Annotated in this window: 9 protein-coding genes and 1 tRNA gene; 3 read left to right on the forward strand and 7 right to left on the reverse strand. The window is 66.4% G+C overall.

Translation table 11 applies throughout. The features are described 5' to 3' along the window. Positions 1–102: 102 nt before the first annotated feature. Positions 103–3252, reverse strand: a complete 3150-nt coding sequence (locus tag A9W99_RS18790; protein ID WP_253870057.1) for an adenylate/guanylate cyclase domain-containing protein — start codon at positions 3250–3252, stop codon at positions 103–105. A gap of 93 nt (positions 3253–3345) precedes the next feature. Here A9W99_RS18790 and A9W99_RS18795 point away from each other — a divergent pair, with 93 nt between their 5' ends. Beyond that, complete coding sequence (locus A9W99_RS18795) at positions 3346–6639, forward strand: LuxR family transcriptional regulator (protein WP_156623181.1); 3294 nt, start codon at positions 3346–3348, stop codon at positions 6637–6639. A gap of 76 nt (positions 6640–6715) precedes the next feature. Here the strand turns inward: A9W99_RS18795 and A9W99_RS18800 are convergent, their stop codons facing one another. The 5 genes from A9W99_RS18800 to A9W99_RS18820 all read right to left on the reverse strand — a co-directional run bounded on the left by A9W99_RS18800 (position 6716) and on the right by A9W99_RS18820 (position 10416). Further along, positions 6716–7327 carry an LpqN/LpqT family lipoprotein gene (locus A9W99_RS18800; RefSeq protein WP_067381482.1) on the reverse strand — a complete coding sequence of 204 codons (612 nt, stop codon included), beginning with the start codon at positions 7325–7327 and terminating at the stop codon, positions 6716–6718. 23 nt (positions 7328–7350) lie between these two features. Further along, a complete protein-coding gene (gene arsC / locus A9W99_RS18805; RefSeq protein WP_067381443.1) occupies positions 7351–7707 on the reverse strand; it encodes an arsenate reductase (glutaredoxin) in 357 nt (118 codons plus the stop codon). Next, complete coding sequence (locus tag A9W99_RS18810) at positions 7708–8688, reverse strand: ribose-phosphate diphosphokinase (RefSeq protein ID WP_067381446.1); 981 nt, start codon at positions 8686–8688, stop codon at positions 7708–7710. A 102-nt stretch (positions 8689–8790) separates the two neighbouring features. Then, positions 8791–10254 (reverse strand): bifunctional UDP-N-acetylglucosamine diphosphorylase/glucosamine-1-phosphate N-acetyltransferase GlmU, encoded by a 1464-nt coding sequence (glmU, locus tag A9W99_RS18815; protein WP_067381485.1) that lies wholly within the window; start codon positions 10252–10254, stop codon positions 8791–8793. A gap of 90 nt (positions 10255–10344) precedes the next feature. Continuing rightward, positions 10345–10416: transfer RNA gene (locus A9W99_RS18820), tRNA-Gln, on the reverse strand. A gap of 188 nt (positions 10417–10604) precedes the next feature. Between A9W99_RS18820 and A9W99_RS18825 the strand changes: the two genes are divergently transcribed. After that, complete coding sequence (locus A9W99_RS18825) at positions 10605–11198, forward strand: TetR/AcrR family transcriptional regulator (protein ID WP_156623185.1); 594 nt, start codon at positions 10605–10607, stop codon at positions 11196–11198. A gap of 286 nt (positions 11199–11484) precedes the next feature. On the opposite strand, the gene lysA is transcribed toward A9W99_RS18825, so the two are convergent. Continuing rightward, positions 11485–12825 carry a diaminopimelate decarboxylase gene (gene lysA, locus A9W99_RS18830; RefSeq protein WP_067381452.1) on the reverse strand — a complete coding sequence of 447 codons (1341 nt, stop codon included), beginning with the start codon at positions 12823–12825 and terminating at the stop codon, positions 11485–11487. A 107-nt stretch (positions 12826–12932) separates the two neighbouring features. Between lysA and mfd the strand changes: the two genes are divergently transcribed. Further along, a partial coding sequence (mfd, locus tag A9W99_RS18835) for a transcription-repair coupling factor (protein ID WP_067381456.1) occupies positions 12933–16134 on the forward strand: 3202 nt, incomplete at its 3' end.

The following is a 16134-nucleotide window of genomic DNA, read 5'->3' on the forward strand; positions in this document are numbered from 1 at the left end:
GTTGCGGCAGCGACGCTGGCTACCGTGAGCCAACACGCGGAGATGCCGGCGCCGGCCCCGCTGAGGGTGCGCATACCGGTGAGACTTGGTTGCGCGCCCCGCTCAAACTACTGGCGCCCGAGCAAGTTCCGGCCACGAAAAGTCATGAGGTATGCGCGCCAAGGCGTTGGCGACGGCGGAAGTTGCCTCCTCACCGCGAAGCTCGTAATCATCCAGCGCGGACCGCAACTCGAACAATCGCGCGCCCTGGCGCCGGGCCAGTTCGAGCGCGGCGCCGATATCAGCGCGGCGGGCGGCCTCGTCGTCCCGGGTTTGCGCGCGTAGCCGCAGCAACTCGGCGTCATAGCAGCACATCCCGGTGCGCCGAGCCAACGACCGTCCCAACTCAAGGCGCTCGCGTGCCGCCGCGGGTTGGCCGGCGCCGATCAACAGCCGGCCCAGGATGACGTCGTATCCGGTGACGAACAAATGCGCCTCGAACGTTCGGAAGGAGTCGAGCAGTGACGTCAGGGTCGCGATGTGACTGTGCAGACCGGCCTGATCGCCGGCGTCGAGCGCCGCCAGGCCGAGGGCTGCGGTCTGGCAGGTGACACCCACCAGCTGCCATACCTCGAAGCCGTGCCGCTCACCGAGAGCAGTCAGCTCGGCAGCCATACTTGCGACAGTCTCGACCTGGCCGGCTTCGAATCGCATCGCGATCTCGATCAACTGCGCGTAGCAGACGGTGTATGGGCCAGACGGGAATCCGAGCTGCTTGCTTCGATACGCGGCCCGGGCCAGCTCGCTTTCGGCGCCGATCAAATCACCACCCATGAAGCGCGCAAACGCGAGATGGGTGTGGGCATACGTCAGCGGTTCGTTGGCCACATACCAGCCTGGCTCGTGCAGGTAGACGCTGTTCTGGTCCATGTCGGCCAAGCCGGCGATGGCCCCTTGGAGAAGGCTGGTAGCGGAGTCGTATTCGCCGCGCAGCAGCATCACCAGCCCGCGGTAGGCCTCGATAACCGGAGCGAACCAGTCGCGGCCGTGCTCGACGCCGGCGCGCAGCGACTCGAGCACCTGTTCCACGCGGTCGAGGTCGGCGCGCGTGACGTAGTAGCCAGCCAGCGCGGCCAATGTGGCGAAAAGATCCTCGTCGCGCAGGTCTGTGCCAGCCAGCTGTAGGCATCTCTCGTAATCCACTGCGGCAGAGCGACTTTGATAGCCTTCGGTAGCTCCGGCCAGGCGTCCGCTTTCCAGACGAAGTCCCATTTCGAGACTGTCGCGGTCGGTGCCCGGCGTGGCTCGGTCGAGCTGCTCGATGGCCCGGGTCAGGTAGGTACGGGCCTCCGCGAGCGCGCCGCGAAGCCGCGCATCCGCCGCTGCGTCCTGCAGGGCCGCGGCGGCCTCGAAGAACCGTTCGGCGTTCTCGTTGTGCCCGGCGATCAGCTGCCAATCCGGGTCCGTGCTTTCAGACAGCGCGTCGGCAACCCTGGCATGCAGCGATCGGCGCACACTGGGAGGCGCCAATTCGGCGGCGACCTCGCGCAGTAGTTCATGGCGGAACCGCCACGTATCGGCACCCCACCACTCGAGTACCGAAGCGTCTTCAAGCTCGCCGATGACGTCGTCAACCTCGTCGTCTGCGAGTTCGACCACCGAGCACAACAGACCCCGGTCGACGTGGCGGCCAATGACGGCCGCCGCCTCCAGCACGGGAACCACTCTGGGGCTGGCCCGAAGCCGGGCGAACAACGGCTCGTACAACGTTTCCGGCACCCCCGTTTGGCCAACGCCATTGACGACCTGCTCGATATAGAAGGGCACCCCGTCGCAGCGTTGGGCTACCGCCGTCCGTTCATCTGCGGTGAGGCTGGGGTCCAGCGCGGTGATCAACATGTCGGTCTGCTCGTCGGTCAATGGCGTCAGATCGAACAGCTGGTGCGGCCACCCGGCGGGCAGCCAATTCCCGGGGCGCCCGGTGATCACCACGAGCAGCCGACCCTGGGCCGAGCCGAGCAGCGCGCTCAGCACCTCGCGCGTCGACGGATCGAACCAGTGCACATCCTCAGCCGCTACCAGTCCGGGCCCGTGGCCGACACACGTCAGCAGATAAGTTTGCACCGCCTGCGCGATCGACTCATACAGTTTGCGGCCCTCCGCAGCCACCTGCTGGTAGCCGGTGTCGATGCCCAGCACCGGCGCCAACAGTGGCACTGTGCTCTGCGGATCCAGGCCGCGGGCACGAACTTCGTTGTCTAGCAACCGCAGTCGTTGAGTGTGGTCGGTATTGCGGGCGATGCCGCAGCGATACTCCAACAACGTGCGTACCGGGTACAGTCCAGCGTCGGTGTGAAACGGCGACCCGGCCAATTCCAGGACCACGGCCTCGTCGGCCAATTCGATGGCAGCCGCCACCAGCCGGGACTTCCCTATCCCAGGCTCGCCCCGGAACACCAACCCCGGAGTGCTCAATGTTCCGGCTTTCGCCTGCTCCCAAGACTGTTGCAGGCGCGTCAACTCGGCATCACGTCCGACCAGTGGGCCGTGACCCGGATTCTGCACCGGCACGCGCTCGGCCAACACGCGGAAGTGCGTGATGGGATCCTCGACGCCCTTGACCAGCGCTGCCGGCCGAGCCTCCAACTCGAAGTTGTTGCGTACCAACGTCTCGACGGCGTCAGAAACCACGACCGCGCCCGGTGGGGCCAGACCGCAGACGCGCGCCGCCAGGTTCGCGGCCAGCCCGTAAACGTCGTCCTGGACGGTATCCAGATACACCAGGCCGCGATGCACCCCGATCCTGACGTTGATTTCGATTCCGAAGCGGCGGCGGGCCTGTTCACTGAGTTTGGCTACTTCGCGGGTGATTTCGAGGCCCGCCTGTATCGCGCGGCGCACATCATCCTCGTGGGCGATCGGATGGCCGAACACCGCGAGCAATCCGTCGCCTTTGGTGGAGCCGACGTGACCCTCGTAGCGATTCACGGCACGCAGTACCTGCTCGCGATAGCGACCCACCAGCAGGCGATAGGTCTCGGGCTCGACGCGAGTCGACAACACCGTCGAATCCACCAGATCGGCAAAGAAGATAGTCAATCGGCGGATCTCACCGGGATTGCCTGGCACGGCCAATAGGTCTTCGGCCTCGGCGTTGGCGCTGTCAGCAGCCAGCACCTGAGCCGCCAGCGCGGTCGCGGCGGCGCGGTCACCGCGGTTAATCGCAGCGACCGCACTATCCAGCAGCTCTTCGATCGGTGGACCATCGGTCACCTGGATATCGTGGCACCCTACGCGGGCCGGCGGAGTGTATCTGCGCGCTCTGGCGGATGTTTTGCATAGGTTGCGGCGGCGATGCTGGCTACCATGAGCCAACACGCGGAGATGCCGGCGCTGACCTGGAGTGAGTTGGGTGTGAGCGAGTTGTTGCCGACCGGGACGGTGACGTTGCTGCTCGCCGATGTCGAGGGGTCGACGCGGTTGTGGGAGTCCCAGCCCGAGCAGATGACGGCCGCGCTGGCGGTGCTGAACCAGGCGGTGGACGAGACCGTTGCCGCCTATGGCGGAGTGCGTCCCGTTGAGCAGGGTGAGGGCGACAGTTTTGTGGCGGCGTTCGCCCGCGCCAGCGATGCGGTGGCCTGCGCGTTGGCGTTGCAGCGGGCGCCGCTGGCCCCGCTGAGGGTGCGCATTGGTGTGCATACCGGTGAGATTCAGTTGCGCGACGAGGGCAACTATGTGGGTCCGACGATTAATCGGGCCGCCCGGTTGCGCGATTTGGCGCATGGTGGTCAGACGGTGTTGTCGGGTGCGACCGAGCCGTTGGTGGTGGATCGGTTGCCCGAAGGTGTGTGGTTGACGGAGTTGGGCAGCTATCCGTTGCGGGGGGTGCCGCGCCCAGAGCGGGTGGTGCAGTTGTGTCATCCGGATTTGTGCAATGAGTTCCCACCGCTGCGGGTGCGTAGTGTTGTTGCCGCGCATAATCTTCCGGCTCGGCTGACGAGTTTCGTTGGGCGCCAAGGACAGATGGCGGAGTTGCGGGATCTGGTCACCTGCAATCGGCTGGTGACGCTGACCGGCGCCGGTGGTACTGGTAAGACCCGCCTTGCGGTGGAAGTGGCCGCCCGGTTGAACGACGAGTTCTCGGACGGCATTTGGTGCGTCGACCTGGCGCCCATCACCATTCCGGCGGTGGTTCCCGTCACGACCGCGCGCACGCTCGGTCTGCCGGATCAGCCGGGCCGCTCCACCATGGACACGCTGCTGCGTTTCTTCGGCGAGAAGACGATGTTGCTGCTGCTCGACAACTGCGAGCATCTACTTGATGCGTGCGGAACCATGATTGTTGAACTGCTCAATGCCTGCTCGCATTTGACGATTCTGGCCACTAGCCGTGAACCGCTCGGGATACCCGGTGAATTGGCGTGGCTCGTGCCGTCGTTGTCACTGGCCGATGAGGCCATCGAGTTGTTCACCGACCGTGCTCGACGTGCGCGACCCGAATTCGTTGTGAACGAAGCGACTACGAAGCTCATCAAAGAGATCTGCGAGCGCCTGGATGGGATGCCGTTGGCGATTGAGCTTGCCGCAGCACGGGTTCGGGCATTGTCGCTCAAGCAGATCCTGGACAGTCTGCATGACCGGTTCCGGTTATTGACAGGCGGTGCGCGCACCGCGGTGCGACGCCAGCAGACGTTGCGTGCGTCAGTCGATTGGTCGCATGCGCTGCTCACCGAGCCGGAGCGGGTCTTATTCCGGCGGCTTGCGGTATTCATGGGTGGGTTCGACCTCGATGCCGCCCAGGCCGTCGGTGCCACCAGCACAGTGGAGGCATACCAGCTTCTGGACCTACTGAGCCTGTTGGTCGACAAATCCCTCGTTGTTGCCGACGACTCCGGGGCCGGTATGCGTTACCGGTTGCTCGAGACGGTGCGCCAGTATGCGCAAGAAAAGCTGGGCGAGTCCGGTGAGGCCGTCGAGACACGAACCCGCCACCGTGACTACTATGCGGCGACGGCCGCTGAGTGGGAAGCGCTGGGGCACTCCAGCGACGAGCGGCTATTGCGCTGGGCGCAAACCGAAATCGACAATCTGCGAGCCGCGTTCGCGTGGAGCCGGGAGAACTCCGAGCCCGAGGCGGCGCTGCGCACCATCTTGTCGTTGCGGCCATTGTGGTTACGGGGTGGCCGTGCCCAGGAAGCATTGGCCGGGATAGACGCTATCTTGACTGACGAGGCGGATGCGGACATCGAACCGGCGGTGTGGGCGAGCGCCGCTGCACACGAAGCGATTATCGCTGCTCAGGTGGGCACATTAACGGATCCGGATCGAATGCAGAAGGCTCTTGCCGTCGCTCGCCAGCTCGATGACCCGGCGCTGATCGCGCGAGCCCTCATCGCGTGCGGCGTGCGCGCAGCCAGCACCGCCGGAGGGTCAGACGCATACTTCGACGAGGCGATGGACCTCGCGCGTGCAGCCGGTGATCAGTGGAGCCTCTGTCTGGTGTCCAGCTATCAGGCGACCGCTGGCGCCATAGCCGGTAACCCGGCCGCCGCACTCCCCGCCGCAGAACAGGGACGCGAACTCGCCGACGCGCTCGGCGACCGATACTTTTCCCGGAACAACCGGTTGTGGCTCGGCGTAGCGCTGATGCTGCAGGGAAACCTCACGCAGGCAACTGAAACCATCCGGGCCGTGGCCGACGACGCCGACATCGACGGAGACCTCACCACGGCCATCTTCGCTCGGATCTGTTATGCCTCAGCGCTCGCACAGCAGGGTGAGGTGTCAGTCGCGCGCACCGAAGCCCAGTCCGCCCTGACCGCTGCCGAGGCGATTGGTGGCGTCATGGAAGACGGGGTGTATGCGGTGTTCGCCGTGGCCGCTCTTGCCGACGGCGACGCAGCGGCGGCAATGCGGGCAGCCGAAACCGCTTGGCAGCACACCAATCCATTGCGCGAAAGATTCACCAGAACCCTCACCCCCACGGCCGAGGCCGCCTTGGCATGCGATGACCTGGTGACCGCCCGCCGTTGGGCGGATGAAACCATTGAAGCGCTACCCAATTGGCACCGAGCGTTCACGCTGACAGTGCGGGCATATGTTTCCATCGCACGGGGTGAGCCTGAACAAGCTGAGCGCGATGCGCACGAAGCGCTCACCATCGCCACGCAGACCGGCGCATACCTGCGGGTGGACGACGCTCTGGAATGTCTTGCACGCCTTGCGGTCGACGAGGGCAACTACCCCTACGCCGCGCGTCTGTTGGGAGCGACGGAGGCGATGCGGCAACGCATGAGGCACCCGCGCTACCCGATGTATCAAGCTGGGTACGAAGCCGCCCTGCAGGCCGTCCGGGAGGCATTGGGACAGCACGACTTCGACGTGGTCTGGGCCGAAGGTGCCGCGTTGTGCACTGAGGAGGCAATTGCTTATGCCCAACGGGGTCGTGGCGAACGCAAACGCCCGGCCAGCGGCTGGCGCTCACTGACGCCGATGGAGCGCGACGTCGTGCGTCTGGTCCGGGAAGGGCTGGGCAACAAGGAGATCGGCGCCCGGCTTTTTGTCTCCCCGCGCACCGTGCAGACTCATCTGACGCACGTCTACGCCAAGCTCGGGTTGACGTCCCGGGTGCAACTGGTCCAGGAAGCAGGCCGCCACTAATTAGCGCGGTCGAGAGTGCAACTACCGACGGCCTTACTCGAGAAACGTGTAGCTAGTTGCACTTTCGCGGTGGACGTTATTTCTTCGCGACGACGAATCCCCGGATGATCGCTTCGATGTCGTCACTCTGCTTGACCGCTTCGCCCGCCATGCTGGTGATGGTCAGCTGGACCATGTACCGCTGGTTGGTCGAACCCGTCGGCAAGACGATCCGGTTCCAGCTGTGCATGCGTCCGCTTCGGGCGTCGTAGCTGCCCTCTACCATGGACGACGGGAAGCCGTTGAACGGCGCCATCGAGGCATTCAGTTGGTGAAAGCCTTCGGGCATATCGGCATTGGCGTGTTTGATCGCTTCGGCGGGATCGAATGTCCCGCGCAGCTTGAACACGACCAACAGGGCCGCCGGGAAGTTGTCGCCCTTGGCGAGCATCACCGCGTTCGGGTGTGCCTTCGGATCACCGTGCGGCCCCCAGCCCGGCGGCGTGGGAATGGACACGGTGAGATCGGGAACATCACCCGGTGGCACCGGCTCGCCGTTGACGCCGATGCTCTCCAGATACTCCGAAAGGGGGGTCGGCTTGCCGGTGGTGGTGATGGCGGTGGTCGCGGCTGCGCTGCTTGTCGTAGACAAGACCGACTGGAAGTCGGGCGATTTCGGTCCGCAGGCGACCGCACCCAACGCGGCCATCGTGACCGCAGCCACAAAGCGCTTCACAGAATCTCGCGTACCGCGTCGATTGGCCGGGCCAGCCGGGTGCCTTTCGGCGTGACGACAAACGGTCGTTCGATCAAAATCGGATGCTCGGCCATGGCGTCAAGCAGTTCGTCGTCGCCGGCGTCGGCCAATCCGAGTTCGGCGTACAAGGGTTCACGCTTGCGCACCGCCGTGCGCACGTCGATCCCGGCGTCGCGGATCATGCGCACCAGCTCTGCCCGAGACGGCGGCGTCTTCAGATACTGGACGATCTGTGGTTCGATACCGTTGTCCCGCAACAAGTCCAGCGTCTTACGCGAGGTGCTGCACTTGGGGTTGTGGTAGATGACGGTATCGCCAGAACCCGAACCCATCTAGGCGTCTCCGTCGAAAAGCCCTGTGACTGAGCCATTTTCGAAAACAGCACGAATGGTGCTGGCCAGCAGCGGCGCGATGGACAACACCGTCAGCTGCGGGAAACGCTTCTCTTCGCCGATCGGCAACGTGTTCGTCACGATCACCTCGCGTGCTCCGCACCCGGCCAACCGCTCGGCAGCCGGGTCGGACAGCACACCGTGGGTGGCCGCGATGATCACGTCGCCGGCGCCGTCGTCATGCAGCAGCTTTACCGCGCCGGCGATGGTGCCGCCGGTGTCGATCATGTCGTCGATCAGCACACAGGTGCGGCCGGCGACCTCACCGACCACGCGGTTGGACACCACCTGGTTTGGCACCCGCGGGTCACGGGTCTTGTGAATGAAGGCCAGCGGAACGCCGCCCAACGAGTCGGCCCACTTCTCGGCGATGCGCACCCGGCCGGAATCGGGGGAGACCACGACCATGTTGCCGTCGGGATAGTTGTCCTTGATGTAGCCGGTCAGCAGGTTCTGCGCGCGCATGTGGTCGACGGGTCCGTCGAAGAAGCCCTGGATCTGATCGGTGTGCAGATCGACCGTCACGATCCGGTCGGCACCGGCGGTCTTGAGCAGGTCGGCGACCAGCCGCGCCGAGATGGGTTCGCGACCACGGTGCTTCTTGTCCTGGCGGGCGTACGGGTAAAACGGAAGGACCGCGGTGATCCGCTTTGCGCTGCCCCGCTTGAGCGCGTCGATCATGATCAGCTGTTCCATCAGCCACCTGTTGACCGGGGCCGGGTTGGACTGCAGCACGAAGGCGTCGCAGCCGCGCACCGACTCGTGGAAGCGCACGAAGATCTCGCCGTTGGCGAACTCGCGCGCCGTCTGCGCGGTGACGTGGACGTCGAGCTCTTTGGCGACCTGCTCGGCCAGCTCTGGATGGGCGCGGCCGCTGAAGAGCATCAAGTTTTTGCGATTATCGGTCCAGTCGTGGCTCAACGTGCTGCCCTCGCGCGTTCGGGATCGATCGAGATCAAAACGGACTACCCATCGTACGTAGCGAAGAGTACCGATAAATTGCCGGGTAGCCAGGAAACGAACTCAGGGTTTCTGTTCGGATTCTGACCGTTGAGCAGCACGATCAGCGGCTTCGGCCGCCGGAGTCCCCGGCCGTTTGCGTTGAACCCAGTTCTCGATGTTGCGCTGCGGGCCCGCTGACACCGCCAGAGCTCCCGGCGGGACGTCCTCGCGAACGACGGTGCCGGCCCCGGTGTAAGCGCCGTCGCCGACGGTCACCGGCGCCACGAACATGGTGTCCGAGCCGGTGCGCACGTGCGAGCCGATGGTGGTGCGCCGCTTGGTGGTGCCGTCGTAGTTGACGAATACGCTGGACGCGCCGATGTTGCTGTGCTCGCCGATGTCGGCGTCGCCGACGTAGGTCAGGTGCGGCACCTTGGTGCCGGCGCCGATGGTGGAGTTCTTGGCTTCGACGAACGCGCCCAGCTTCCCGTCGGCGCCCAATACAGTCCCGGGCCGCAGGTAGGTGAACGGCCCGACGGTCGCGCCGTCGCCGATCGACGATTCGCTTCCGTGGGTCCGGCATACCGATGCGCCGTCGCCGACGTTGACGTCGATCAGCGTGGTGTCCGGCCCGACGACGCAGCCACCACCGACCCGGGTGCGGCCAAGCAGCTGGGTTCCGGGCTGAATCGTGGTGTCGCGGCCGATCGTCACATCGACGTCGATCCAGGTGGTGGCGGGATCGACGACGGTGACCCCGGCCAGCTGGTGGGCGGCGACGATCCGGCGGTTGAGCTCGGCCCCCAGCTCCGCCAGCTGAACCCGGTTGTTGACGCCGGCCACCAGTGCGCTGTCGTCGATGTGGCGGGCGCTGACGGTCTGTCCGTCGCGGCGCAGGATTGCGATGACGTCCGTCAGGTAGAGCTCCTGCTGGGCGTTGTTGGAGCTCAGTCGGCTCAGCGCGGAGCGCAGCGCTCCGATGTCGAAGGCGTAGACACCGGTGTTCACCTCGCGGATGCCGCGCTGCGACGGCGTGGCGTCGGTTTGCTCGACGATCGCCATGACCTCGTCGTCCTGGGTGCGCAGGATGCGGCCGTAACCGTGCGGATCGTCCAGCGTCGTGGTCAGCACGGTGACGGCGGCGGACGTCGCACTGTGGGTGGTGATCAGATCGGCCAGCGTGTCGGCGTCCAGCAGCGGGGTGTCGCCCGCGGCGACGACGACAACGCCGGCGTAGTCCTCGGGTAGCGCCGACAGGCCGCACAGCACGGCGTGCCCGGTGCCTAGCGGCTGATCCTGCAGCGCGACCTCGATGCTGCGTCCGAGGGTGTCGGCCAGCTCGGCGACCAGAGGGGAAATCCGCTGGTGGTCATGGCCGAGCACCACCACCAGATGCTGGGGTGCCAGCTTCGTCATGGTGTGCAGCGAATGCGACAGCATGCTGCGTCCGCCCAGGGTGTGCAGCACCTTGGGAGTGTCCGATCGCATGCGGGTGCCGGGTCCGGCCGCCAGGACCATGACCGCGGTGTCACCACGAAAGGTCATCAAGTCTCCTTCGGTCGCGAGCGTGCGCATATGTACGCCGACACGCCGTCAAGCGTGGCATTTCATGCCCGCTCGCGGCAAAGAACGGAGCTCCGTCGCCAGGACTCGAACCTGAACTATCTGAACCAAAATCAGAGGTGCTGCCGATTACACCACGACGGATTGCCTATCCAGGGCGGTCGTCCCGCGCCCCCAAGACTTTAGTCGAGGGGGAAACGTTGAGGCTGCGGCCATGGCGAGGAATGTCCAGGCAGGCTCAACGCCGCCGGTGAACGGGCGAATGTGCCCAAACCGATACCCTTGTTGACGTGGCAGCACCGGGCAAGGAAGTGCGGGCCCCCCGCGCACGGATGACGGGCAACGAACGCCGGCTCCAGCTCATCGGCATCGCGCGCTCCTTGTTTGCCGAACGGGGCTACGACGGGACCTCGATCGAGGAGATCGCGCAGCGGGCCAATGTGTCCAAGCCAGTCGTCTACGAGCACTTCGGCGGCAAAGAGGGCCTGTATGCGGTGGTCGTCGACCGGGAGATGTCGGCGCTGCTGGACGGCATCACGTCGTCGCTGACCAACAATCGGTCGCGCGTGCGTGTCGAGCGGGTCGCGCTGGCATTGCTCACCTATGTCGAGGAGCGCACCGACGGCTTCCGCATCATGATCCGCGACTCGCCGGCCTCGATCAGCTCGGGTACGTATTCCAGCCTGCTCAACGATGCCGTCAGCCAGGTGAGCTCCATCCTGGCCGGCGACTTCGCCCGCCGCGGGCTCGACCCCGACTTGGCCCCGCTGTATGCGCAGGCGCTGGTGGGCTCGGTATCTATGACGGCGCAATGGTGGCTCGACACGCGAGAGCCCAAGAAAGAAGTCGTCGCCGCGCATCTGGTCAACCTGATGTGGAACGGGCTGACGCACCTCGAAGCCGATCCGCATCTGCAGGACGAGTAGCCGGGATACGCCCCTATGGCACGCCCGCAGAGCGCGATCGCCACTACCCGATGGTGGCGACCCACTGCGCCCAGCTTCGCGGGGGTACCCCCAGTGCCCGGCTTCGCCGCGCTTGCGATCGCCGCTACCCGATGGTGGCGACCCGCTGCGCCCGGCTTCGCCGCGCTTGCGATCGCCGCTACCCGATGGTGGCGACCCACTGCGCCCGGCTTCGCCGCGCTTGCGATCGCCACTACCCGATGGTGGCGACCCACTGCGCCCGGCTTCGCCGCGCTTGCGATCGCCACTACCCGCAGTCGCGTGACAACAGGTCAGCTGTCGTCTCCCGGCGCACCAGTTTGCGCACCCGGCTGTCCTTGACCGCCACCAGCGGCGGCCGGCCGACGAGGTTGTAGTTCGACGCCATGCTGTGGTGGTAGGAGCCGGTACCGGCGACGGCAAGCAGGTCACCGGGATGGATGTCGGTCGGCAGTTCGATATCGCGGGCGATCTCGTCGCCGGCTTCGCAGTGCCGGCCTACCACGGTGACAACCCGCTTTGTGCCGCATCCATGGCGGTTCGCCAGGGCGACTGTGTATTGCGCGCCATACAGGGCGACGCGCGGGTTGTCGCTCATCCCGCCGTCCACCGCGACGAAGGTGCGCCCGTTCGGCCGCGTCTTCACCGAGCGCACCCGGTAAAGGGTGACCCCCGCCCGGGCGCTGATGCCGCGACCGGGTTCTACAACCACGGCTGGACGGGGGAAATGCTCGGCACCGCAGGCCTCGTCGAGGGCGTCATCGATCACGGCGGCCAACTGGTCAAGGCTGAGCTCCGCGTCGCCGCGGACGTACGGCACCGCATGGCCGCCGCCGATGTTGAGCTCGGTCAGAATGACGCCGTGCCTGGCGCGGATGTCCGCCATGGCGGCGATCATCCGGTGAATCGCCTCGCCGTACCAGGTCGGATCGGTCACCTGCGAGCCGATGTGGCAATGCAGCCCGATCAAGTCGAGAGTCGGGTGCGCCAGTACATGTTCGACGGCATCGGCGGCCTGGCCGCCGTCGATCGTGAACCCGAACTTCTGGTCGCTGATCCCGGTGGTGAGGGCGCGGTGGCCGTGGATGTCCACATCTGGTGCCACCCGAACGAGCACCCGCTGACGCCGTTTCGCCAAACCCGCGAGGTAGGCGATCTCGATATCCGAGTCGACGACGATGCGCCCGACGCCGGCGGCCACCGCGTCGCGCAGCTCCTCCGGCGACTTCGCGTTGCCGTGCAGGATGACGCGGGCGGGATCCATGCCACCTGCCAGGCAAACAGCCAGCTCCCCAGGTGAGCAGACGTCGATACCAAGCCCCTCCTCACGTGCCCAGCGCGCCACCGCGGTCGTCAGCAGCGACTTGCCGGCGTACACCACCTCGACGTCCCGGAGGACTTTGCGATAGCGGCGGGCGCGGTTCCGGAAGTCGCGCTCGTCGATCACGTAGGCGGGGGTGCCGAACTCGTCGGCGATATCGGTGAGCGGCACGTCGCCGAGGCAGAGTCGGCCTTCCTCGTCAGTGCAAGTAGTCATCGGCCAGATCGCGGGATCGAACCGCCGCGGAGCGGCCTTGCCGATGGAAGGCAGCATGTCCAGCAATGTCATGCATTCAACGTGCTCCCGGGCAAGGCTGTACGCGGCTTTCCTTACGCTTCCTTGACGTCGCCCGGCCCAATATTGACGATCTTTGGCGCCCCTAGAATGGATGCATCATGACCGCACCGGGGCCTGCTAGCCCAGATACCCCGATCGCGGGGCTCGTCGAATTGGCGTTGACAGCGCCGACATTCCAGCAGCTGATCGCGCGCGCCTCCGATCGACCCGACGAACTGACGCTGGTCGGACCGGCAAGTGCGCGCCTTTTCGTGGCCTGTGCGCTGGCTCGGCAGGGCCCGCTGCTGATTGTGACCGCGACTGGGCGGGAAACCGAGGACCTACACGCCGAACTGTGCGGCGTGTTCGGTGATGCGGTGGCGGCGTTCCCGTCCTGGGAAACCTTGCCGCACGAACGGCTCTCGCCCGGCGTCGACACCGTCGGTACCCGGCTGATGGTGCTGCGGCGGCTGGCTCACCCCGATGACGCACGGCTGGGCCCGCCCCTGCGAGTGGTGGTCACACCGGTGCGCTCGCTGCTGCAGCCGATGACGCCGCAACTGGGCCTGGTGGAACCGGTCAGCTTGACCGTCGGCGAGGAGATCGAGTTTGACGACGTGATCGCCCGGCTGGTCGACCTGGCCTACACCCGGGTCGACATGGTCGGCCGGCGTGGCGAGTTCGCGGTCCGCGGCGGGATCCTCGACGTGTTCCCCCCGACCGCCGAACACCCAATCCGCGTCGAGTTCTGGGGCGACGAGGTCAGCGAAATGCGGATGTTCTCGGTCGCGGACCAGCGTTCGATCCCCGAGATCGCCGTCGAGACGCTGGTCGCGGTCGCCTGCCGGGAGCTGCTGCTGACCGAGGACGTCCGCGCCCGGGCCGCAGCGCTGGCCGAACGGCACCCGACCGACGAGGGTGCGATCACCGGCACGCTCACCGACATGCTGACCAAGCTGGCCGAGGGCATCCCGGTCGACGGCATGGAAGCGCTATTGCCGGTGCTCCGGCCTGACGATCACGCGCTGCTGACCGATCAGCTACCCGACGGCACACCGGTATTGGTGTGCGACCCGGAGAAGGTGCGCACCCGCGCCGCCGACCTGATCAAGACCGGCCGCGAATTCTTGGAGGCGTCGTGGTCGGTCGCGGCGATGGGTTCCCGAGACGACCAAGCGCCGCTGGACGTCGGACAGCTGGGCGGGTCGGGGTTCGTCGAGCTGGACGAGTTGAGCGCAGCCGCGGCCGGCTCGGGTCATCCGTGGTGGACGCTGAGCCAGCTATCCGCCGAGTCGGCGATGGAGCTGGACGTCCGTGCTGCGCCGTCCGCCCGCGGGCATCAGCACGACATTGACGCCATCTTCGCGATGCTGCGCGCGCATGTGTCGACCGGTGGCTATGCCGCAGTGGTCGCGCCCGGGACCGGGACGGCCCACCGGGTCGTGGAACGGCTGGCCGAATCCGACACCCCCGCCGCCATGTTGGACTCCGGCGCTTCGCCCAAACAAGGGATAGTCGGGGTGCTCAAGGGCCCGCTGCACGACGGCCTCATACTGCCGAGCGCCAACTTGGTGATCATCACCGAAACCGACCTGACCGGCAGCCGGGCCACGAATGTCGACGGCAAGCGACTGGCGGCCAAGCGTCGCAACACCGTCGATCCCTTGGCGCTCACGGCCGGCGACCTGGTGGTGCACGACCAACACGGCATCGGGCGTTTCGTGGAGATGGTCGAGCGCACCGTCAGCGGTGCGCGCCGGGAATATCTGGTGCTCGAGTACGCCTCCGGCAAGCGCGGCCACCAGGCCGACCGGCTTTATGTCCCAATGGATTCGCTGGATCAGCTGTCCCGCTATGTCGGCGGGCAGGCGCCGGCGCTGAGCCGGCTCGGTGGCAGCGACTGGGCCAACACCAAGACCAAGGCGCGTTCCGCGGTCCGCGAGATCGCCGGCGAGCTGGTCTCGTTGTACGCCAAACGCCAGGCCAGCCCCGGACACGCGTTCGGCGCCGACACGCCGTGGCAGGCCGAGATGGAGGACGCTTTCGGTTTCACCGAGACCGTCGACCAGCTCACCGCCATCACCGAGGTCAAGGCCGATATGGAGAAGCCGGTGCCGATGGACCGGGTGATCTGCGGCGACGTCGGCTACGGCAAGACCGAGATCGCGGTGCGAGCGGCGTTCAAAGCGGTCCAGGACGGCAAACAGGTCGCCGTGTTGGTACCTACCACGCTGTTGGCCGACCAGCACTTGGAGACGTTCCGCGAGCGGATGGCCGGCTTCCCTGTGATCGTCAAGGGGCTGTCCCGGTTCACCGATGCGACGGAGTCCCGTGCGGTACTCGACGGCATGGCCGACGGGTCGGTGGACATCGTGATCGGCACGCACCGGCTGCTGCAGACAGGCGTGCGCTGGAAGGATCTGGGCCTGGTCGTGGTGGACGAAGAGCAGCGCTTCGGCGTCGAGCACAAGGAGCACATCAAGTCGCTGCGCACCCATGTCGACGTGCTGACCATGAGCGCCACGCCGATCCCGCGCACCTTGGAGATGAGCCTGGCCGGGATCCGGGAGATGTCGACGATCCTGACCCCACCCGAGGACCGCTACCCGGTGCTGACGTATGTCGGTCCGCACGACGACAAGCAGGTCGCGGCCGCGCTGCGCCGCGAGCTGCTGCGGGACGGGCAGGCTTTCTACGTGCACAACCGGGTCAGCTCGATCGACCAGACCGCCGCCCGGGTGCGCGAACTGGTGCCTGAGGCACGGGTGGTCGTCGCGCACGGCCAAATGCCCGAGGAGCTGCTGGAACGCACCGTGCAGGGGTTCTGGAACCGCGAATACGACATTCTGGTGTGCACCACGATCGTGGAGACCGGCCTGGACATCTCCAACGCCAACACACTGATCGTCGAGCGGGCAGACACGTTCGGGCTGTCCCAACTGCATCAGCTGCGCGGCCGGGTCGGGCGCAGTCGCGAACGCGGGTACGCCTACTTCCTCTATCCCCCGCACGCCCCGCTGACCGAAACGGCCTACGACCGGCTGGCGACCATCGCGCAGAACAACGAGCTGGGCGCGGGCATGGCGGTCGCTTTGAAAGACCTCGAAATCCGCGGCGCGGGAAACGTGCTCGGCGTCGAGCAGTCCGGGCACGTGGCGGGCGTCGGATTCGACCTGTACGTGCGGCTGGTGGGCGAGGCCGTCGAGGCCTACCGCGCGGCCGCCGACGGCAAGACGGTGACGACGGCCGAGGAGCCCAAGGACGTGCGCATCCCCCCCCCGCCCCCGCGCCGCCCCCCCCCCCCGAAGCACCCCCCCCCGA

The organism is Mycobacterium sp. 1164966.3, from assembly GCF_001665395.1.
Lineage (GTDB): Bacteria > Actinomycetota > Actinomycetes > Mycobacteriales > Mycobacteriaceae > Mycobacterium.